Below are 20,419 nucleotides of genomic sequence, written 5' to 3' on the forward strand. Positions count from 1 at the left end.
GGTGTGACCTCCGTCGCAATCAATGGATTTGCGCGCAGCGGCGGACTAGTTAAGCCGTTCCGCCGGCGAACGTTTCGTTTTAAGAAGTGTTCCCGCGCCGGCGCCCAGGCGTCCGGAATCCCGCCGTTCCGAAATCCTAGAAGTCGCCCCGGCTGGCATCCTCGGGAGGCAGGACGGGCCAGTCGCCTTCGATCACGGCGGCCGGCTTCGTCTTGCGCAGGTAGCTTTGGAAGTCCGCGGCCTGGGCAGAGGCCCATTCGACCTGGAGCTGGTGCAGGTTGCCCGCCGGCATCCTGAGCTTGGGGAATTTTCCGGCCATGGCATCGAGCATCCGAAGGGTTGCCAGGGCATCGGCAGCCGAGGTGTGCGCGTTGTCCAGATTGACGCCGTACTCCTCGCACAAGGCGGTGAGCGTGCGCTTGCCCTTGCGGTACCGGTCCACCTGTTTGTTCATGACGTACGGATCCAGCACGGGGAAGCGGCTCAACTGCGGGACGCCGTAGCGGGCCGACTCGGCGGCGAGCACCGTGAAGTCGTAGCTGGCGTTGAAGGCGATGACCGGAACACCCGTGTCGAAGAGCTCCTGAAGCACGGCTGCGACCTCCCGCGTCACTTCCGCGGCGGGGCGGCCTTCGCTGCGGGCCTTCTCGGTGGTGACGCCGTGGATGTCGCTGGCCTCGGTGGGAATCTCAACGCCGGGGTCGGCGAGCCACTCGTGTTCTTGGACGATCCCGCCGTCGGAGTCCACCACGGTGATGGATGCTGTGACAATCCGCGCCGCGCGGGAGTTCCGCCCGGTCGTTTCGAGGTCGAAGGCTGCGCGGGGGAGGGTGTTCCAAGTGCTCATGCTTCAACCGTAACTGCTGCCACTGACAGTTCCTGACCGCCGTGCCCGTGTGCCGCCCGGGCACGGTTCCGGAGTCCGGAACGGCTAGGCTGGACCGATGCGGACGGAGTATGTGGAGGCGGTTCTGGAGCTCGTGGCGTTGATCCCGGCCGGCACGGCGGTGGCCTATGGCGACGTTGCGGAACTCCTCGGCGCCGGCGGCCCGCGCCAGGTCGGATCGGTCATGAGCCACTATGGCAGCAGCGTGCCCTGGTGGCGCGTCCTGAAATCCAGCGGGGACGCCCCGCCCGGCCTGGAGCACGAGGCATTGGGCCTTTATCTGCAGGAGGGGACGCCGCTGCTGGGCCGCTACGAGGACTTCCGCCGGACCGGCGAGGGGCGCTGGCGTGTTGACCTGGCCTCCGGCCGGTGGGCGCCCACCGACGCCGATTTCGACCGGATCGATGCCATCGCGGAGCGGCTCGAGCGGGAGTCGCATAAATTGTCGGTACCCGATGATGAAATGACTGTGTGAGTACCCCCAGCCACCTCGAACCAAGCCTGCAGCGGTCCGGGTCCCGTCCCCTTCCCGGGGCGGGGCGCGCAACGGGAGCGGGGCTGCGCCTGTTGCCGCCCCGGACCCAGCACAGCGCGGTGCCGGTGCTGTCACCGGACCAGCTCGCCGCCGTCGAGGTCCCGCCCGGCTCCGGCCCCGTCCTGGTGCCCGGCGCGCCCGGCACCGGCAAGTCGACGGTCCTTGTCGAGGCTGCCGTCCGCCGCACCCTGCGCGATGGCCTGGATCCGGAGCGGATGCTCATCCTGGCTCCCGGGCGGCTCGCCGCGGATACGCTCCGCGACCGGTTCACGGCCCGCCTGGACCGGAGCCTGAGCACGACGCCGGCACGGACCTGGGCGTCATATGCCTTCGATCTGATCCGCCGTGCCAAGGCCGAAGGCCTCCTGCCGCTTCCGCGCCAACCGAAGCTGCTCTCCGGCCCGGAACAGGACCTGATCATCAAGGAACTGCTGGAGGGCCATGCGCTGCCCGGCCTCGAGCTGCCCTGGCCCGAGGACCTGGGCGCCGCCCTGCAGACCCGCGGTTTCCGGCAGGAAGTGCGCCAGCTCTTTGACCGGATCATCGAATCCGGGCGGACCGCCGAGGACCTTGTAGCCTTGGCCAGGCAGTGCAACCGGCCGGACTGGATTCCGGCGGCCGCCCTGTACTCCGAGTACCGTGATGTCCTGGACCTCCGCATGCCCGAGGCCTTCGACCCCGCCGGCATCATCACTGCCGCGCGCCAGATCTTCCAGGACTCACCCGATTTCCTCGCCGCCGAACGCGACCGCCTGCAGCTGATTCTCGTGGATGACATCCAGGAGGCGAACCCGGCGGTCTTCGAATTGCTCGCCGACATCGCCGCCGGCAAGGATGCCATCATCACCGCCTCGCCGGACACCGTGGTTCAGGGCTTCCGCGGGGCACGCCCCGATCTCGTGGCGGAGCTTCCCGGCCTCCTGGCCCCTGACGGGACGATCCTGGAACGACCCCTGTGGACGGCGCATCGGCAGGACCCGGCCGTGGCAGAGGCATGGCTGTCAGTGGCCGGGCGCATCTCCCGCAGGTCCGGAGGGCAGTCCGCCCGCCGGCTTGAACAGCCCGGACCAGTGCCGGCGCCGGACGGGCGACCAGTCCCGACACCGGACAGAGCCGCCGGCGCCCGCGCGGGGACGGTCGAGGCCCACCTGTTGCCGTCCCCGGTCCACGAGCTGCGGTATGTGGCCCAGCGGATCCTCGAAGCCCAGCTGAACGACGCCCGGGAACTCGGGGACATCGCCGTGATCGTGCGCAACGGCGGCCAGCTCAGCCAGTTGCAGCGGTACCTGGCCGGCCAGGGGATCCCGGTCCGGATCCCCGTCGCCGAATCCGCAGTCCGGGACGAGGTCGCGGTCCGTCCGCTGCTCGATGCCTATGCGGTGGCCCTGGACCCTGCCGTGCTCACACCCGAGTCAGCGGTGTCCTTGCTGACGTCCCGGATAGGCGGCGCCACCGCGATTGAACTGCGGAGGCTGCGGCAGTCGCTGCGCCGGGAGGAACTCCTGGGCGGCGGCGGACGCACCAGCGACGCGCTCCTGGTCGAAGCCCTGCTGGAGCCGGGAGCGCTCGCAACGCTGGGCATCGAGGGTCACTCGGCCCGCCGGATTGCCCGGATGATCGCAGCGGGCCGGGACGCCGCCGGTGCCCCCGGAGGCAACGCCGAGACGGTACTCTGGGCGCTCTGGCATTCCACCGGCCTGGCCTCGCGCTGGACCGACGCCGCCCTCGCCGGAGGATCAGCCGGTGCCCGGGCCGACCGTGACCTTGATGCCATGATGGCGCTGTTCCATACCGCGGAACGCTTTGTGGACCAGCTGCCCGGTTCCGGCCCGGAGCAGTTCCTTGAATACCTGCTCAGCCAGGAACTTCCCATGGATACCCTGGCCGCCCGGGCGCAGCTGGAAGACGCGGTGGAGCTCATGACCCCTGCCAGCGCGGCCGGCCGCGAATGGCCGGTGGTAATTGTGCCCGGACTTCAGGAAGGCGTGTGGCCCAACACCCGGTTGCGCGGCGAGCTGCTCGGCAGCACGTTGTTCGCCGACGCCGTCGAGCACGGCGTGGAGTATGCCCTGCGACTGGATCCGCAGAGCCGGCTGCGCGAAATACGCTATGACGAGCTCCGGAGCTTTTCCACGGCAGTGTCCCGCGCCCGGGAGGTGCTGATCTGCACGGCGGTGTCCTCGGAGGACGAGCAGCCGTCCTCGTTCCTGGACTATGTGGCGCCGTTGCGGCCCGGGCAGGACCGCCGGGGCTTTACCCCGGTCGAGCGTCCGCTGACCCTCCGGGCGCTGGTCGCGGAACTGCGGCAGTACGCCCAGCTCGACCCGAGGGCGGCCGAATCGGCGGAAGCCGCTGCCGTGCTGGGGGGCCTGGCCACGGCCCAGCCGCCGGTTCCGGGCGCGCACCCCGCGAGCTGGTGGGGGCTGGTGGAGTTGTCCTCGGAGGAGGCGGTGGTTCCGCCGGGCGGTACCGTGTTCGTGTCGCCCTCGAAGGTCGAAACCGTGCAGAAATCTCCGCTGGACTGGTTTGTCCAAGCCGCCGGCGGTGAAGCCGCAACCGATTTTGCCCGCAGCCTCGGAACGCTGGTCCACGCCATTGCGCAGGACCTCCCGGACGCCTCGGGAAGCGAATATGTCGCCGAACTCGTCCGGCGCTGGCCCACGCTGGGGATGAAGGACAACTGGGAAGGCAAACTGGACTTCCAGCGAGCCGAGTCCATGGTCCGCAAGCTCGCCCAGTATGTCCTCGTGATGCGCAGCGAGGGCCGGAGCCTGATCGGCGTCGAACAGGACTTTGAGGTGAAGCTGCCGGACGTTCCGGCGGAGGCCGCTTCCACACAGGCCGGATCCGATCCCGGCGACGGCGGAAGCACCGGTCCGGCGCGGCCCGCCGTGCTCAGGGGTCAGGTCGACCGGCTCGAGATCGACGCCGAGGGCAGGCTGGTGATCATCGACCTCAAGACCGGAAAACGCCAGCCCGGCAAAGCGGATCTGGACCGGCACCCGCAGCTGGGCGCCTATCAGGCCGCCGTGCTGGCCGGCGGCTTCGCGGGTCCCGACGACGGTCCGCCGCCGCTGCCGGGCGGCGCCGTCCTGGCCCAGCTGGGCACCACCACCAAGAGCCCCGGCATCCAGGCCCAGGCACCGCTGGATCCGCAGGACAACTGGGCACTGGAGATGGTCGGCGACGCCGCCCGCGTAATGTCCGGGAGCGTTTTCCAGGCCCGCCACGATCCGTCCAAGGGAGGCCACGGCGGCCACGGCTGCCGGCTCCCTGAAGTGTGCCCGCTGTGCGTGCGGGGAAAGCAGGTTACTGAATGAGCCCCGAGGCGCCGGCAAGCGGCCCGACCGACCCGCATCCGGCACCGGCTCCCCTTCCCGCGCCCCTTCCCGAGCCACGGTTCAGCCCGGAAGAGCTGTCGGCACTGCTGGGGGAGGGGAACAGCCCCACGGCCGAACAGTCCCTGATCATTTCCTCGCCCCTCACGCCGCGGCTCGTGATCGCCGGGGCGGGGTCGGGGAAGACCGCAACCATGGCGGACCGGGTGGTGTGGCTCGTCGCCAACGGCTGGGTCCGGCCGGAGGAAGTCCTCGGCGTCACCTTCACCCGCAAGGCCGCCGGTGAACTCGCCTCGCGGATCCGGGCCAAGCTGGCCGCCCTGGCGCGCATCGCGGCGGCCGACACCGGGAACACGCTCTTCCCTGCCGGGCTGCTGAGCGCGGATGCGCTTGAACCCAAGGTCTCCACCTACCACTCGTATGCGAGCGGCATTGTGTCCGACTACGGTCTCCGCCTCGGTGTCGAACGCGACGTCGTGCTGCTCGGCGGCGCCCAGTCGTTCCAGCTCGCCAGCGAGGTGGTGGAAGCCTTTGACGGGGACTACGAACACTTCCGGTCCGCCAAATCGACGCTCGTCAAGGCCGTGATCCAGCTGGCGGGAGAGTGCTCCGAGCATTTGCAGGACCCGACCCAGGTCCGTGGCTGGCTCTTGGAGCGGGTCGCCGAGTTCGAGTCGCTCCCGTATGTCGCAGAAGCCAAGAAGAACCCCACCCAGGCTGCGGGCGAGCTCAGCGCGATGCTTCGCACGCGGGCCAGCGTCGCGGACATGGTGGGCCGCTATTCCGAGGCGAAGCGCGCCCGCGGCGCCCTGGACTTCGGTGACCTGGTGGCCCTGGCGGCGCGGGTGGCCAGTGAGATTCCGGTCGCCGCCCAAACGGAGCGCCAGCGTTACAAGGTGGTGCTGCTCGATGAGTTCCAGGACACCTCGCACGCCCAGTTGGTGCTGTTCTCCCGGCTCTTCGGCGACGGCCATGCGGTTACCGCGGTGGGGGACCCGAACCAGTCCATCTACGGATTCCGGGGAGCGTCCGCCGGGCAACTCTTCCATTTCGTCCGCGAATTCCCGATCCTCGTCAGCGGCGAAGGCACCGACACCGCCAATGGCAGCTCGCGGGGCCGGGGCAGCGGGCAGGCCCGGCGCTTTGCCGTGGCGCCCACCTCCTACTTGACTACAGCGTGGCGCAACGGACGCAACATCCTGGCCACGGCCAACCTCATTTCGGCGCCGCTGAGCAAGGCGGCGGCGAACCTCGGGGCCGCCGGGGCCCGGGAAAGCGCCGACGCCGTCGAGGTCCCGCCACTGCAGCCCAGCCCGGCCGCGGTGGACGGCAGAGTGGTGATGGGACGGTTCGCCACGGACGAAGCCGAGGCTGCGGCGATCGCCGGCGATGTGCTGAAATTTCGCGTAACGGACTTCGACGCCGCGCACTCCGCCGACCCGGTTCCGCCGGCCATGGCTGTCCTGTGCCGGCGCCGGGCACAGATGGAATGCATTCGCCGCGAGTTCGAAGTCCGGGGCATTCCCTATGAAATCGTTGGGCTCGGCGGGCTGTTGGACACGCCGGAAATCATCGATCTTGTCGCTACGCTCCGGGTTTTGGCCGACCCGGGCCGCTCGGACTCCCTCATGCGCCTGCTGGCCGGCGCGCGGTGGCGGATCGGCCCGGCGGACCTGATGGCCCTGCGGGACTGGTCAAGTTTCCTGGCCCGCCGTCGGGGCCACCCCGGCGGCCTGGACGCCGGCGACGCCGGACAGGGTGCCGGAGACGCCGGGGGTGCCGTAGACGATACTGACGACGCAGTGATTGAAGGCGACATCACGGACGCCGCCAGCCTGGTCGAGGCCCTGGACTGGCTGCCCCGCGACGGCTGGACCTCGGCGCACGGACGCAGACTGAGCCAGGAGGCCCGGGACCGTCTGCAGCGGCTCTCGGACGAGCTCCGGCAGTTGCGCAGCTACATGGGGGACGACCTCACCACTTTGCTCGGCGAGGTCGAACGGGCGATGCTCCTGGACATCGAAGTTGCGGCGCGGCCGGGGATCAGTATCCATCAGGCCCGCCGCAATCTGGACGCCTTCCAGGACGCGGCGGCCGGGTTCCTGCACACCTCGCAGCGGGTCGACGTCCTGGCGTTCCTTGCATGGCTGGAAGCCGCGGCGGCCGAGGAAAACGGTCTGGATGCCGCAGCGCCGGAGGTGAACCACGAGGCCGTCCAGCTGCTGACCGTGCATGCCTCCAAGGGGCTGGAATGGGACGTCGTGTTCGTTCCCGGGCTCAATTCCGGGGCGTTCCCCAGCAGCCGTGACTCGCGGTGGAGCAGCGGCAGTGCGGCACTGCCGTGGCCGTTGCGCGGCGATCGCACCGATTTGCCCCAATGGGACCTGGTCCAGCCGGACCAAAAAGGCTGGCTCGACGCCGAGAAGGAGTTCAAGTCTGCCGTCCAGGCGCACGGCGAGGCCGAGGAACGGCGCCTGGCCTACGTGGCGTACACCCGTGCCAAACACGTGCTCTGGCTATCGAGTGCGGCGTGGGTGGGGTCCCGGGCAGGTTTGGCGGAGATGTCTCCCTTCCTTGCCGGGCTCGAGGGCCTCACCGCCGACGGCTCGGCCGAAATCCATCCGCTGTCCGTCACCGAGGACGCGCTGCCGGCCGAAAGCCCCCTGACCTCTGAACTCGAAGTCGCCGCCTGGCCCTATGATCCGCTGGAGGGCCCGCATGACCCCCGGACGGGAAAACGGCTGCGGCTTGTCCCGGGCCGGCGGGCGGCCATGGAATCCGCAGCGGCCCGCGTCCTGCGGGCAATGGACGCCGGCCCGGATGGCGCGGAGGCCGGAAAACGTCCCGTCCTGCGCGGTCCTGCCGCCGGGTGGGCGCAGGAGGCGGCCACTTTGCTGGAACGCCGGTCCCGGCGTTCGGTGGTACAGGATGTGCATCTGCCCGGGCACATCTCGGCGTCGACTCTCGTGGACCTGGAAGATGACCCAGGCTCCGTTGTGGCCCGGCTGCGCCGGCCGATACCGCGCGAACCGGGGATGTCGGCCCGCAAGGGCACGGCCTTCCACGCCTGGGTGGAGGAATACTTCGGCGCCGCCGGGATGCTGGACCTGGGTGAGGCCGCCGGCGCCGACGACCACATCGACGAGGCCTACGGCCTGGATTCCATGGTGGAAACTTTCCGTCAGTCCGAGTGGGCCCACCGCGCCCCCGCCCACGTCGAGGTCCCGGTCGAGACACGGATCGGCGACGTCGTGGTCCGGGGCAGGATCGACGCCGTGTTCCGCGACGCCGACGGCCGCTGGGATCTTGTGGACTGGAAGACCGGCCGCCGCCCCTCGGCGGCCCAATTGAAGGTCAAGGCAGTCCAGCTCGCCGTCTACCGGCTGGCCTGGGCCCGGCTCAAGGGGGTCCCGTTGGAGGACGTCCGGGCCGCTTTCTACTACGTGGCCGACAACCAGGTGGTCCGCCCCCATGACCTCGGATCAGCGGAAAAGCTTGAGGAAATCGTGGCGGCGGCGCTGGGGAGGACGGCGACGCACAGCGGCGCCTAGCGGATGTCATCCGGCCGGAGAAAGCCCGCCGAACGAGCCGGCGGGGCAGTACACCTGAACCGGCCGGCAGCCGGCGCTAGCGGGACGCGGAGTCGACCACCGTGATCGCGGCGGTTGACGTGTTGTCACCGGATCCGGGCTCCGCAGCGGTCTCGGGCTGTACAGGGGAGTCGCGCTGCACAGCGGTCTCGGGATGTACGACAGAGCCGGGCTGGACGACGGCGATCGATTGCGTCGACGTGTCGTTACCGGCGGGAACCGCTGCCCCGGCGTCACTGTCACCGGCCTCACTGACCTTCCCGGCGTCCGTGTCGGGGGCCGCCGCCTGCGGGGCGCCGTCCAGCGCGGCATCAGCGCTGGAGGACTCGGAGGACGTGGAGGACTTGGCGGCACCGGGGATTGCGGTGATGTCGGCGGGCGCACCTGCGGCCTTACCGGCGCCCGGCTCGGCGCTTGCCGGGTCGCCTGCCTCAGCGGCTGTGGCTGTTTCTGCGACGGGCTGGGGGACAGCCGCCGGTTCGTCGGCGCCCGTTTCGCGGGGGATAGGCGTGACGTGCACAGCGGGCATGGCACTGATGCCGGCAGTGGCACCATCAGCCGAAGCGCTGCCCGGGACCGGCTCCATAGGCAGCAGCGTGACCTTGCTGACGGCGGGCGCCGTCCCGTTGGCCGCAGGGGCCGGCGCGGCCGGGACCGTCGGCGCATCGACATGAGCACCGGCGTCGGCAATGGCTTGTTCTGTGCCGGGGTCGGGGGCCGCGACCGGCTGCGGCAGCGGTTCCACGCTGATCGGCTGGCCGCCGTGTTCCGCCACGTCCTCCGCCAGTGTGGCGAGCATGGATTCCGCCTCGTCGACCATTTCCTGGTTGCCGGCGGCCATGCCCTTGACCAGATACTGCGCCAGGGCGAATTCGGCAGAGAGCGCGGCCCGCCGCAACAGGTGCGCATCGGGCGCGTCGCGCCGGCTGGAGGTGTAGTGATCCAGGACCGCGTTCACAAAGTCCTGTTCGTTGGAGGCGACCAGCCAGGCCATGTCGTCCGCCGGGTCACCGATGCGCAAGTCGGTCCAGCCCGTCACTGCGGTCACACGCTCACCCTCGACCAGCAGGTTGTCCTCGTGGAGGTCGCCGTGAACGACGCAGGGATTGAAGCGCCAGAGCGAGACGTCTTCCATGGCGTGTTCCCAGCGCCGCAGCAGCAGCGGCGGGATTTTTCCGGTCGTGGCCGCCTGGTCCAGTTCGTTAAGGCGCCGCTGGCGGAATTCGTTGGGCGTATAGCTGGGCAGATCGGCGTTGCTCACGATTGACCGCGGGAGGTCATGGATCGCTGCCAGGGCCGCCCCGATTTCGCGGGCCAGCGCGGGAGAGCCGTTGCTGAGCTCGTCCAGGGAGCGGGTGGCGCCGGCCAGGTGCGAATAGACAAACGTGCTGAGCTGGCCTTGCCGGACCGTTCCCGCCACGGTGGGCATGAGGAACGGGAGCTCGGCCCGGATGCCGGGAGCGAAGGCCCGCAGTACCAGGAATTCGGTTTCCAGCCGGGCGCTCGCTTCGGCATGCCGGGGGGAGCGGACGCGCCAACGCTTGCCCTCAGAGTCCAGCAGGAGGGCCGCGTCGAAGTCCGCCGGATCGTCGGGCGCAGAGCTGACGGCGGTCGGGGTCAGGCCGGGTACCGCCGCCGTTGCTACAGCTGCCAGTTCGATTGGTTTCCTTCTCACCCTTCCACGGTAGATTGAGCGGCGCCCAAGTCGGCGATGCACTGCGGCGAGTCTTGAGATCGGGGACAAATCGGAGGGAAATAGGCGCTGAATCCGGGGCAAGCGGCCTGTTCCGCACACGCTGTGGAGCGCCCGGCGGCATGGTCGGCAAATGTCAATTGTCTGCCCGAGTCAGTACGGTGGGTGTATGAGTCTTGCGGAGTCAGCGGCATCTTCATCGGCATCACAGCAAACACCCTCCGAATCCCCGGCACCCGACGGTGCGGCCCCGCCGGTGCATCTCCTGCCGGCAAACCACCTCATGGAGACGGTCCTTCCCGTGCGCCCGGCCCTAATCGACCGCGGATCCGCGGCGCGGGCGAAACCCGGAATGCTCGCGGAGCTGGTCGGTTCAGGCGCGGCGCAGGCCGTGGTGCTCTCCGGCCGGCAGGCCCTCGTCAGCGGCAACAGCCTCGTGCTCCTCAACGCGGCCGAGCTCTCCGGGCACCTGGCCGACACCCCGTACGCTCCCGAACACGTGATTTACCTCGGTTCCGCCCTGGCCGGTTCGGACCTCGACGCCGGCACTGAGCTTGTCCTCTTTGTCCTCCCGCTTCAGTTCGAAGTGCAGGCCGAGGAATTTGAGGCTCACGTGGCCGGCGTTCCCAGCGATGCGCAGTGGGTGGGTTTCCGCGAAGTCGCGGCACGCCTGAACGCCACGGACACGGCGTTGTTCATCGAAGCCAGCGCCATCGCCAACTGGCACTCCACCCACACGCACTGCCCGCGCTGTGGCACTCCCACGCAGCCGGAAGCCGGTGGCTGGGTCCGGCGCTGCCCGGCCGATAACTCCGAGCACTTCCCCCGGACGGATCCGGCCATCATCGTCACCGTGGTGGGCCCCGACGGGAGGCTGCTGTTGGGCGGAGGCGGACCGCTCGACGCCCGGAACTATTCGACCCTCGCCGGCTTCGTCGAACCGGGGGAGTCCCTCGAACAGGCCGTGCAGCGCGAAATCGGCGAGGAAGTCGGGGTCCGCGTCACCGCGTCCCAGTACCTTGGATCGCAGTCCTGGCCGTTTCCCGCCTCCCTGATGCTCGGCTTCACGGCCACCACGCCGGACACCGAAGCCCGGCCCGACGGCGTCGAGGTCACCAGGGCACGGTGGTTCAGCCGGAGCGAACTGCAGGACGCCGTCCTCAGCGGCGAGATTGTCATTTCCAGCAGGCTCTCCATCGCCCGGTCCCTTATTGAACACTGGTACGGCGGCGTCATTCAGGACGCCGCGGACAGCGCCTGACACTGCCGTATACAGGCTGACACCGCCTGCCCCTGTCCGCAGGACACCGACTACCGACTGAGCAGCAAAAGTGACCACAGAGAAATTGAACTTCAGCACCATCCCCGGCGGGGAACCGTCGGGCGGCACGACGTCGGGCGATGCCCCGCCTGGCGATGCCCCCGAACCTGACAGCCGTTCGCTGGAGGAACGGATCCTCGGCGGCCTCGACGCCGAGCAGCGCGAGGTCGCCAGCACCCTCCAGGGGCCCATGTGTGTCCTGGCCGGTGCCGGGACCGGCAAGACCCGCGCCATCACGCACCGGATCGCCTACGGCGTGCACTCAGGGGTGTACAGCCCGCAACGGCTCCTCGCTGTCACCTTCACGGCCCGGGCTGCCGCCGAGATGCGCAGCCGGCTCCGTGACCTCGGCGTCGGCAACGTTCAGGCCCGTACCTTCCACGCCGCGGCGCTGCGCCAGTTGCAGTTCTTCTGGCCGCAGGCGGTCGGCGGCACCTTGCCCAACCTGCTGGACCACAAGGCGCAAATGATTGCCGAGGCCGCGCGGCGGCTCCGGCTCAGCACGGACCGCGCCTCCATCCGGGACCTCGCCTCCGAAATCGAGTGGGCCAAGGTATCCATGCTGACCCCGGCGAACTATCTGGAGAACGCCCAGGGCCGTGGCAATCCGGGCGGCTTCGACCTGACGGCCGTGGCACGGGTCTTCCAGTCCTATGAGGACGTCAAGACCGACCGCAACGTCATCGACTTCGAGGACGTGCTGCTGATCACCGTGGGGATCCTGCAGGAGGACCCAAAGGTGGCAGCGACCGTCCGGGAACAGTACCGGCACTTCGTCGTCGACGAGTACCAGGACGTCTCGCCGCTGCAGCAGCGGCTCCTGGAGCTGTGGCTCGGCGGACGCGACGAGCTCTGCGTCGTGGGCGACGCCAGCCAGACCATCTACTCCTTCACCGGCGCCTCCCCGAAGCACCTGCTCGGGTTCAAAGCGATGTATCCCGAGGCCCACGTCGTTAAGCTGATCCGGGACTACCGGTCCACTCCCCAGGTAGTCAGGCTCGCCAACGACCTCCTCGCCGGCCGGCGCAGCGGCGGACCGGTGGCGGACGCCGCCTGGGCCACACCTTTGCAGCTCGTGGCGCAGCGGCCGGCGGGCCCGGTGCCGCGGTTCACCGAATGCTCGGATGACGAGGCGGAGGCCGCCACTGTCGCCGCGCGGATCCGCGAGCTCCTCGATGCCGGAACTCCGGCGAGCCAGGTCGCCGTGCTCTTCCGCACCAACGGGCAGTCCGAAGCCTACGAACAGGCGCTGGCCTCGGCGGGGATCGGCTACCAGCTGCGCGGCGGTGAGCGGTTCTTCGCGCGGAAGGAGGTCCGGGACGCCATCCTGCAGCTCCGGGCCGCGACCCGGGCGGTGGCTGAAACCGCCACGCCCGAGCCGCTCGGGCAGCTGGTCCGGGACATCGTCGCCTCCCTGGGCTACACGGACGCGGCGCCGCACAGCGGCGGCGCTCTCCGGGAGCGCTGGGAATCGCTGGCCGCCCTCGTGGCGCTGGCCGACGAACTCGTGATCAGCAGGGGCCCGCAGTTCTCGCTCCCGGACTTTGTCAACGAGCTCCAGGAACGGTCCCTGGCCCAGCACGCACCGACCGTGCAGGGCGTTACCCTGGCATCGCTGCACGCCGCCAAGGGCCTGGAATGGGACGCCGTGTTCCTGGTCGGGCTGAGTGAGGGCCTCGTGCCGATCTCGTTCGCGGACACTCCGGAAGCGGTGGACGAGGAACGCCGGCTCCTGTACGTCGGGATCACCCGCGCCCGCGAACACCTGTCCCTGTCCTGGTCCACTGCCCGGACACCCGGCGGACGCGCCAACCGCAAGCCCTCGCGCTTCCTGGACGGCCTGCGCCCCGACTCGGTGGCCAGCTCCCACCTGCGGGGCAAGGGCCCGGCGCCGCGCCGGAAGGCGGCCGTTCCGGCGTCGTGCAGGGTCTGCGGCAGCATGCTCTCCAGCGGCGCGGAGCGCAAGGTGGGCCGCTGCAACCAGTGCCCGCCCAGTTACGAGGAACAGACGTTCGACGCGCTCAGGCAGTGGCGGAAGGACGTGGCCCTTGAGGCGGACGTCCCGGCATTCGTCGTGTTCACCGATGCCACCCTGACCGCCATCGCCGAGGCACGCCCCGAGTCGCTGGAGCAGTTGGCCAAACTCGCCGGCGTGGGTCCATCCAAACTGGAGAAGTACGGCGAGGCCGTTCTGACAGTCCTGGCCGAAAGCACGGTTCAGTGAAGCCGGGGAGTTCAGTGACGCCCGGTTCAGTTCCGGCTGCCATTCCGCTGACCACCGCCGACGGCGCCCCGGTCGTGGTCCGCCGCTCTGCGCGCCGACGCCGCACGGTCGCCGCGTTCTGGGAGGACGGCACCGCCGTCGTCGCCATCCCCGCGTCCTTCAGCAGGGCGCAGGAACGGGAGTGGGTCCATCGCATGCTGGAAAAACTCCGGCGCCAAGGGGACCGGGCGGCGCGGGGTTCCGGCCGGCGCCGCCCCCGCAGCGATGCCGACCTTGCCGCCCACGCCGCGGATCTGTCGGCGAAGTACCTGGGCGGCAGGGCGGTGCCCTCCTCGGTCCGCTGGGTCACCAACCAGAATTCGCGCTGGGGTTCCGCGACGCCGTCCGAAGGCACCATCCGGCTCTCGGCGAAGCTGCAGCCCATGCCGCAGTGGGTGATCGACTACGTGCTGCTTCACGAACTGGCCCACCTCCTAGTGGCCGGCCACGATGCCGCCTTCTGGCGGTTGCTGACGGCGTACCCGGAGACTGAGCGCGCCAAGGCCTTCCTGGAAGGGGTCTCGTTCGCGACCTCACGCGGCCTGGCGCCCGACGGCGGATACGACGAAGCCCCGGACGGAACCGAAATCCCGGCCGGGGCCGACTAGCGTTCGGCTAGGCCTTGGGCGTGCCGCCGTCGTCCGGTCCGCCGTCGTCCGGTCCGCCGTCCTGACGGTCGTCGTCCTTGGCCGCCGGTTCGTCCGTGCCCTCTGAATCCGCGGTGCCCTCTGAATCCGGAGTGCCCTCTGAACCCGGAGTGCCCTCGGTGTCCGTGGCGTCGGCGCCGGCCGGCGCGTCGAACCCTCCGCTGAGCAGCTTCTGCAGGGCGTCATCCACTTCGCTGTCGCTGGCTTCGGCGAGTTTGCGGCGTTCGCTGAAGCCTTGCGGGTCTTCCAGGTCCTCTGCTGTGGGAAGCAGGTCGGGATGCTGCCAAACGGCGTCGCGGCCGTCGACCCCACGCTCTTCCTTGAGCAAGGCCCACAGTGTGGCAGCCTCGCGGAGCCGGCGCGGCCGCAGTTCGAGTCCCACGAGGGAGGAGAACGCGTGCTCCGCGGGGCCCCCGGTGGCCCGGCGCCGCCGGACGGTTTCGCGCAGTGCGGCGGCGGACGGCAACATCTTCTCGGTCGCACCCCAGGTGAGTTCGTCCACCCAGCCCTCCACCAGGGCCAGCGCGGTCTCCAGCTTTTCGAGGGCCTGCTCCTGGGCGGGAGTCCGCTGCGGCATGAAGACACCCTGCGAGAGCGCCTCCTGGATGCCCTCGGGGTTGCTGGGATCGATCTCGCGTGCCAGTTCTTCGATCTTGGACGTGTCGATGTGGATGCCGCGGGCGTAGGCCTCGATAGCGCCGAGCAGGTGCCCGCGCAGCCAGGGGACCTGGACGAAGAGGCGGGCGTGTGCCGCCTCGCGCACGGCCAGGAACAGGCGGATGTCGTTCTCCGGCAGGCTGAGGCCCTCACCGAATTTCTCCACGTTGGCCGGCAGAAGCGCCATTTCAAGGTCTGCGAGGGGCACGCCAATGTCCGTCGAGCTGACCACTTCGGCCGAGAGCGCGCCGATCGCCTGGCCGAGCTGCATGCCGAAGATCGCCCCGCCCATGTTCTGGATCATCGAGGAGGCGCCGCCCATCATGGACTTCATTTCCTCGGGCATCTGCTCGGTCATGGCGGCCGAGAGCGCATTGGCAATGCTGTTGGCCACGGGCTCGGTCAGCCGCTTCCACGTCCCAAGGGTTTCCTCGACCCATTCGGCGCGGGACCACGCCCGGCCGATCAGTCCCGTGGCCGGAAGCCCGGTGACCTGGTCGAGCCACAGTTCGGCCAGCCGAAGGGCCTCGTCGACCTCCCGCGACTGATGCGCCGTGACCGAGGGGTCGGATCCGCTGGCGGCGACGCGCCGGGCGTTGTCATGTGCCAGCTGCCAATTGACGGGCCCCTCCGAGGGGGCGCTCATCATCGCCTGCACCTGGGAGAACATCTGGGCCAGGAGGTTTGGATCGTCCGGGAGGCCTGCCGCCTTGGCGAGCTCGGCGGGGTCGATATTGCCCATGCCCTGCCCGCCCATCAGGTTTTTGAGCATTTCGGCCAAGGGATCCTTGGGTTCCTCGTCGCCATTGGACGGATTGAGTGGGTTGGAGGTCATGATCCCGCCGATCGTCGGTGTGGCTGCTTCTCAACTTCACGGTACCCCTGTGCAAGAGTGGCTGTCTGCCGAAACCGCGCCACGTTCGCTGTAGGCAAAGAGCCGTCCGGGGTCCCAAGCGCGTAGGCTTGGAAGTTGGAATATTTGCACGCGGCAGCCTCGGGTTAGGCTGCGGCCCTGGTGCGTGGTCGCGGTGGCCTCTCGGGCTTGTCCTGGCAGGGCCGCAGCCCCTCGTGCCGGCACGGAGAGGTCGTTCAATGACAATCACCCACGGTGAGCAGCCCGCCAGCGACCCAGCGGCCGGCCCTGCCCGGGGCAGGAGGGCGCGACTGGCTGGCGCCGGCGTGCGGCGCCCGCGCAACAACCGGTCTTCAGCCATGCTTGTCTCGGGGCTGCTTGCCGCCGCGCTGGGCATCACCGCGGTGAGTCTTCCCGTGCCCTACGTGATCGAGTCTCCCGGCCCCACCTTCAACACCATCGGCCAGGATAACGGCAAACCGGTGATCAGCGTCAGCGGCCATGAGTCGTTTCCCGCCAAGGGCAGCCTGGACCTGACCACTGTCTATGTCGACGGCGGTCCCAACGGTTCGGTCAGCGTCTTCGAGGCGTTCTCGGCATGGCTGAACGGGACCAAGGCCGTCTACCCCCAGGAACTGCTGTTCCCCACCGGCGTCACCAAGGAACAGTCCCAGCAGGAGAGCGCCACCGCGATGACCACCTCCCAGGAGAACGCCATCGCCTCGGCACTGAAGGAACTGAAGATTCCGTTCGGGCAGAAAATGCAGGTGGCCGGGCTCCCGGACGACTCCGCCTCGAAGGGACTGCTGCAGGCAGGGGACGAACTTGTCTCCATCAATGACAAGCCCATCACTGCGCTCGGCGTGGTCCAGGCGGAACTGGCCGCCGGCAACGGCAAGCCCGCCAAGGTCATCGTGGAACGCGCCGGCGCCCGGGTGCCAGTCACCATCACGCCGGCCAAAAACAGTGCGGGCCGCTACATCCTCGGTGTCTTGCTGCAGTACAAGTTCACCTTCCCGTTTGATGTCACCATCTCGCTCGACAAGGTCGGTGGCCCCAGTGCGGGCATGATGTTCGCGCTTGGCATCATTGACACCGTCACTCCCGGGGACCTGACCGGCGGCAGGCACATCGCCGGAACCGGAACCATCACCCCGGACGGTGCCGTAGGACCCATCGGCGGGATCGCCCAGAAGATGCAGGGGGCGCGGTCCGGCGGGGCCACGCTGTTCCTGGCCCCTGCGGCCAACTGCGAAGACGTCCTGGGCCACATCCCCGACGGCCTGCAGGTGGTCCGGGTCGAGAACCTCACCGAGGCCCGCAAGGCAGTTGAACTGGCGGCGTCAGGCGGCGACACATCGGGCCTGCCGGTCTGCACCAACAACTAGACTGGCCGCGGAACTAAGCGCCGGCCCCAATCGTGGCACTAATTGACGGCCGCGCCGTCCCGCCGGGACCCTGCTGCAGGGCCCTGACGGAACGGCGGTGACGGCCGTTAGAATGCATCAACCTGCAACACCGGCACTTGGTCGCCAGACTGAGCCACAGCAGCGACTGATAACTAAAAACCAGCAGTAGACGACCAGCTATGAGGTACCGAGTTTGTCCCGTCCCGCCAGCACTGTCCCGCCCGGAAGACCCCAGACACGACGCGGCGCCCTGACGCCGACGCTGATCATCGTGGCCCTGATCGTGGTCGGATTCATCTTCTTCGCCAATGTCTGGACGGATGTCCTCTGGTACCAGCAGCTCGGCTACTTCGAAGTGTTCCTGACCGAGAACCTGGCCAGGATCGTGATCTTCCTGACAGGTTTCGCTGTCATGTTCCTGGCCGTCTTCTTCGCCATCAGGATTGCCTACCATGCGCGGCCGGTGTACGCCCCCGATTCGGAAATCCGGGACAACCTCAACCGCTACCAGGCGCAGCTCGAACCGATCCGCCGCGTCGTGATGGTGGGGCTTCCCATCCTCTTTGGCCTGTTCGCCGGCAGCGCCGCGGCCAGCCAGTGGCAGAAAGTCCTCCTGTTCCTGAACCAGGAGCCATTCGGCCAGAACGATCCGCAGTTCGGGCTCGACATCAGCTTCTACCTCATGACTCTTCCCTTCCTCGGCTTCGTCACCGGGTTCCTCATCAGCGTCACGGTGATCGCTGGCCTTGCCGGCATCCTCACCCACTACCTCTACGGCAGCATCCGGATCATGGAACGCGGGATCTTCACCAGCCGCGCCGCGCAGATCCACCTGGCTGTCACGGGCGCCGCCTTCCTGGTGCTGATGGGCCTCAACTTTTGGCTGGACCGCTACTCCACGGTGCAGAACAACGGCGGGCGCTGGGCCGGTGCGCTGTACACGGACGTGAACGCCGTCATTCCGACCAAGGCCATCCTCGCCGTGGCCGCTGCCATCGTCGCCGTGCTGTTCATCGTCGCCGCGGTCATCGGCAAATGGCGGCTGCCGGTGATCGGCACCGCCATGCTCATCATCACGGCCATCCTGGCCGGCGGCGTCTACCCGTGGGTCATCCAGCAGTTCCAGGTCCGGCCCTCGGAGCAGACGCTGGAGAACGAATACATCAAGCGGAACATCGCGATGACCCGTGCGGCCTACGGCCTGGATAAGGTCCAGGAAAAGCGGTACAACGCCACCACCAACGCCACCACCGGCGCGCTGGCCCCCGATGCGCAGACCACCGCCAACATCCGGCTGCTGGACCCGAACCTGATCTCGGATGCGTTCTCGCAGCTCGAACAGTACCGGCCCTACTACCAGTTCCCCAGCGCCCTGAACGTGGACCGCTACGAGATCGACGGCAAGATCCAGGACACGGTCATCGCCGTCCGCGAACTTAACCCGGACGGGCTCGCCACGAACCAGCAGTCCTGGCTGAACCGGCACGTGGTCTACACCCACGGCTACGGCGTCGTCGCCGCCAAGGGCAACAAGTTCACCGTGGACGGCAAGCCGGACTTCCTGCAGGCGGGCATCCCGTCCACCGGCGCGCTCGGCAACGATTCGACCTATCAGCCCCGCGTCTACTTCGGCCAGGACTCGCCCGACTACTCGATCGTAGGCGCCCCGGATGGTGCACCGCACCGTGAGCAGGACCGGCCCGCGGCCAAGGAAGGCGACGGCGAGACGCAGTACACCTTCACCGGGAACGGCGGCCCGAATGTGGGCAGCTTCTTCAACAAGATCCTTTACGCGATCAAGTTCCAGTCCTCGGACCTGCTGCTTTCCGACGGCGTGAACGCCGAGTCCCAGATCCTCTACGACCGCAACCCGCGGGACCGCGTCGAAAAGGTGGCGCCCTACCTGACTGTTGACGGCAATCCGTACCCCGCCGTCGTCGACGGCAGGGTGAAATGGATCGTGGACGGGTACACCACCAGCCCGTACTTCCCGTACTCCCAGCAGGAGCAGCTCTCGGCCGCCACGGCCGACTCACAGACCGCCGCGAACCGGACAGTAGCCCTGCCCAACAGCTCGGTGAACTACATCCGCAACTCAGTCAAGGCCACCGTGGACGCCTATGACGGTTCCGTGACGCTGTACGCCTGGGACGACCAGGATCCGGTCCTGAAGGCCTGGCAGAAGATCTTCCCGACGTCGGTGAAGCCGTATTCGGAGATGTCCGGTGCGCTCATGAGCCACGTGCGCTACCCGGAGGACCTGTTCAAGGTCCAGCGCGAGCTTCTGGGCCGCTACCACGTGACCAACCCGGACAGCTTCTACACCAACATTGACGCCTGGTCCGTTCCCAACGACCCCACCGTCAAGGACGAAGTCAAACAGCCGCCTTACTACATGTCGCTGAAGATGCCCGACCAGGACAAGCCGGCGTTCCAGCTGACCTCGTCGTTCATCCCGCAGGTGGTCAACGGCAACGCCCGCAACGTGCTCTACGGCTTCCTGGCCGCGGACTCCGACGCCGGCAACCAGAAGGGCGTCAAAGCGGACAGCTACGGCCAGCTGAGGCTCTTGCAGATCCCGCCGGAGACCCAGGTCCCCGGACCTGGCCAGGCGCAGAACAAATTCAACTCCGACCCCACCGTTTCGCAGGCCCTTAACCTGTTGCGCCAGGGTGCGTCGGCGGTGCTCAACGGCAACCTCCTGACCCTGCCGGTCGGTGGCGGCATGGCGTACGTCCAGCCCGTCTATCTTCGCTCCACGGGGGAGACCTCCTACCCGACGCTGCAGCGGGTCCTGGTGGCGTTCGGCGACAAGATCGGGTTCGCGCCCACGCTGGACGAGGCCTTGAACCAGCTCTTCGGCGGAAATTCCGGTGCCGCAGCAGGTGACTCGGCGAACAAGGGACAAACACCGGCCACGCCCGCCACGCCAGGTGGGGCCACTCCGCCGCCTGGGACTACCGATGCGAAGGCAGACCTGAAGGCCGCGCTGGACGAGGCCAATGCGGCGATCAAGGCCGGCCAGGACGCCCTCGCGAAGGGCGACTTCGCGACCTATGGAGAGCAGCAAAAGAAGCTGAACGCTGCCTTGCAGAAGGCGCTCGAGGCCGAAGCGAAGCTGGAAACACCTGCGGCGCCGGCGGGCACCGCCACGCCGTCGCCCTCTCCGTCGGCGACGGCGGGCGGCTAACGCTGCGCAGGCTGTGAACGGTGCGACAGGCCGGGGT

Annotated in this window: 11 protein-coding genes; 8 read left to right on the forward strand and 3 right to left on the reverse strand. The window is 68.6% G+C overall.

Annotation, left to right across the window (positions count from 1 at the left end; all coding sequences use genetic code 11):
* Positions 1-136 precede the first annotated feature (136 nt).
* Positions 137-847, reverse strand: coding sequence for a 3'-5' exonuclease (locus AC1D0A_RS19860; RefSeq protein ID WP_028277186.1), 711 nt, complete (start codon positions 845-847; stop codon positions 137-139).
* Between the two features lie 97 nt (positions 848-944).
* On the opposite strand from AC1D0A_RS19860, the gene AC1D0A_RS19865 reads away from it, so the two are divergent.
* The 3 genes from AC1D0A_RS19865 to AC1D0A_RS19875 are packed head-to-tail and all read left to right on the forward strand — an operon-like array spanning position 945 to position 8,310.
* Complete coding sequence (locus tag AC1D0A_RS19865) at positions 945-1,361, forward strand: MGMT family protein (RefSeq protein WP_028277185.1); 417 nt, start codon at positions 945-947, stop codon at positions 1,359-1,361.
* Between the two features lie 26 nt (positions 1,362-1,387).
* Positions 1,388-4,741, forward strand: a complete 3,354-nt coding sequence (locus AC1D0A_RS19870; protein WP_476943557.1) for an ATP-dependent helicase — start codon at positions 1,388-1,390, stop codon at positions 4,739-4,741.
* Positions 4,738-8,310 (forward strand): ATP-dependent helicase, encoded by a 3,573-nt coding sequence (locus AC1D0A_RS19875; protein ID WP_476943548.1) that lies wholly within the window; start codon positions 4,738-4,740, stop codon positions 8,308-8,310. The genes AC1D0A_RS19870 and AC1D0A_RS19875 overlap by 4 nt, the downstream gene beginning before the upstream one ends.
* Positions 8,311-8,386: 76 nt before the next feature.
* Here the strand turns inward: AC1D0A_RS19875 and AC1D0A_RS19880 are convergent, their stop codons facing one another.
* On the reverse strand, positions 8,387-10,024 hold the full coding sequence (locus AC1D0A_RS19880) for a macrolide 2'-phosphotransferase (RefSeq protein ID WP_476943547.1): 1,638 nt from the start codon (positions 10,022-10,024) through the stop codon (positions 8,387-8,389).
* Between the two features lie 187 nt (positions 10,025-10,211).
* On the opposite strand from AC1D0A_RS19880, the gene nudC reads away from it, so the two are divergent.
* From nudC to AC1D0A_RS19895, 3 genes are all read left to right on the forward strand, one after another.
* Positions 10,212-11,303: an NAD(+) diphosphatase gene (gene nudC, locus AC1D0A_RS19885; protein WP_243181167.1), complete on the forward strand. Its 1,092-nt coding sequence runs from the start codon at positions 10,212-10,214 to the stop codon at positions 11,301-11,303.
* A 181-nt stretch (positions 11,304-11,484) separates the two neighbouring features.
* Positions 11,485-13,587 carry an ATP-dependent DNA helicase UvrD2 gene (locus AC1D0A_RS19890; RefSeq protein WP_223913982.1) on the forward strand — a complete coding sequence of 701 codons (2,103 nt, stop codon included), beginning with the start codon at positions 11,485-11,487 and terminating at the stop codon, positions 13,585-13,587.
* Between the two features lie 14 nt (positions 13,588-13,601).
* On the forward strand, positions 13,602-14,234 hold the full coding sequence (locus tag AC1D0A_RS19895; RefSeq protein WP_243181168.1) for a M48 metallopeptidase family protein: 633 nt from the start codon (positions 13,602-13,604) through the stop codon (positions 14,232-14,234).
* 7 nt (positions 14,235-14,241) lie between these two features.
* On the opposite strand, the gene AC1D0A_RS19900 is transcribed toward AC1D0A_RS19895, so the two are convergent.
* Entirely contained in the window at positions 14,242-15,765 is a 1,524-nt protein-coding gene (locus tag AC1D0A_RS19900; RefSeq protein ID WP_476946615.1) for a zinc-dependent metalloprotease, read from the reverse strand.
* 257 nt (positions 15,766-16,022) lie between these two features.
* On the opposite strand from AC1D0A_RS19900, the gene AC1D0A_RS19905 reads away from it, so the two are divergent.
* A complete protein-coding gene (locus AC1D0A_RS19905; RefSeq protein ID WP_243181170.1) occupies positions 16,023-17,171 on the forward strand; it encodes a YlbL family protein in 1,149 nt (382 codons plus the stop codon).
* A gap of 214 nt (positions 17,172-17,385) precedes the next feature.
* Positions 17,386-20,382, forward strand: a complete 2,997-nt coding sequence (locus AC1D0A_RS19910) for a UPF0182 family membrane protein (protein ID WP_243181171.1) — start codon at positions 17,386-17,388, stop codon at positions 20,380-20,382.
* The last annotated feature ends 37 nt before the right edge of the window (positions 20,383-20,419 follow it).

This window comes from Arthrobacter sp. P1_D4, from assembly GCF_056406115.1.

Bases quoted from the DNA above. Each gene is read 5' to 3' on its own strand.
- AC1D0A_RS19860 (WP_028277186.1), bottom strand. From the start codon at position 847: ATGAGCACTTGGAACACCCTCCCCCGCGCAGCCTTCGACCTCGAAACG.
- AC1D0A_RS19905 (WP_243181170.1), top strand. From the start codon at position 16,023: ATGACAATCACCCACGGTGAGCAGCCCGCCAGCGACCCAGCGGCCGGC.
- AC1D0A_RS19875 (WP_476943548.1), top strand. From the start codon at position 4,738: ATGAGCCCCGAGGCGCCGGCAAGCGGCCCGACCGACCCGCATCCGGCA.
- AC1D0A_RS19865 (WP_028277185.1), top strand. From the start codon at position 945: ATGCGGACGGAGTATGTGGAGGCGGTTCTGGAGCTCGTGGCGTTGATC.
- nudC (WP_243181167.1), top strand. From the start codon at position 10,212: ATGAGTCTTGCGGAGTCAGCGGCATCTTCATCGGCATCACAGCAAACA.
- AC1D0A_RS19900 (WP_476946615.1), bottom strand. From the start codon at position 15,765: ATGACCTCCAACCCACTCAATCCGTCCAATGGCGACGAGGAACCCAAG.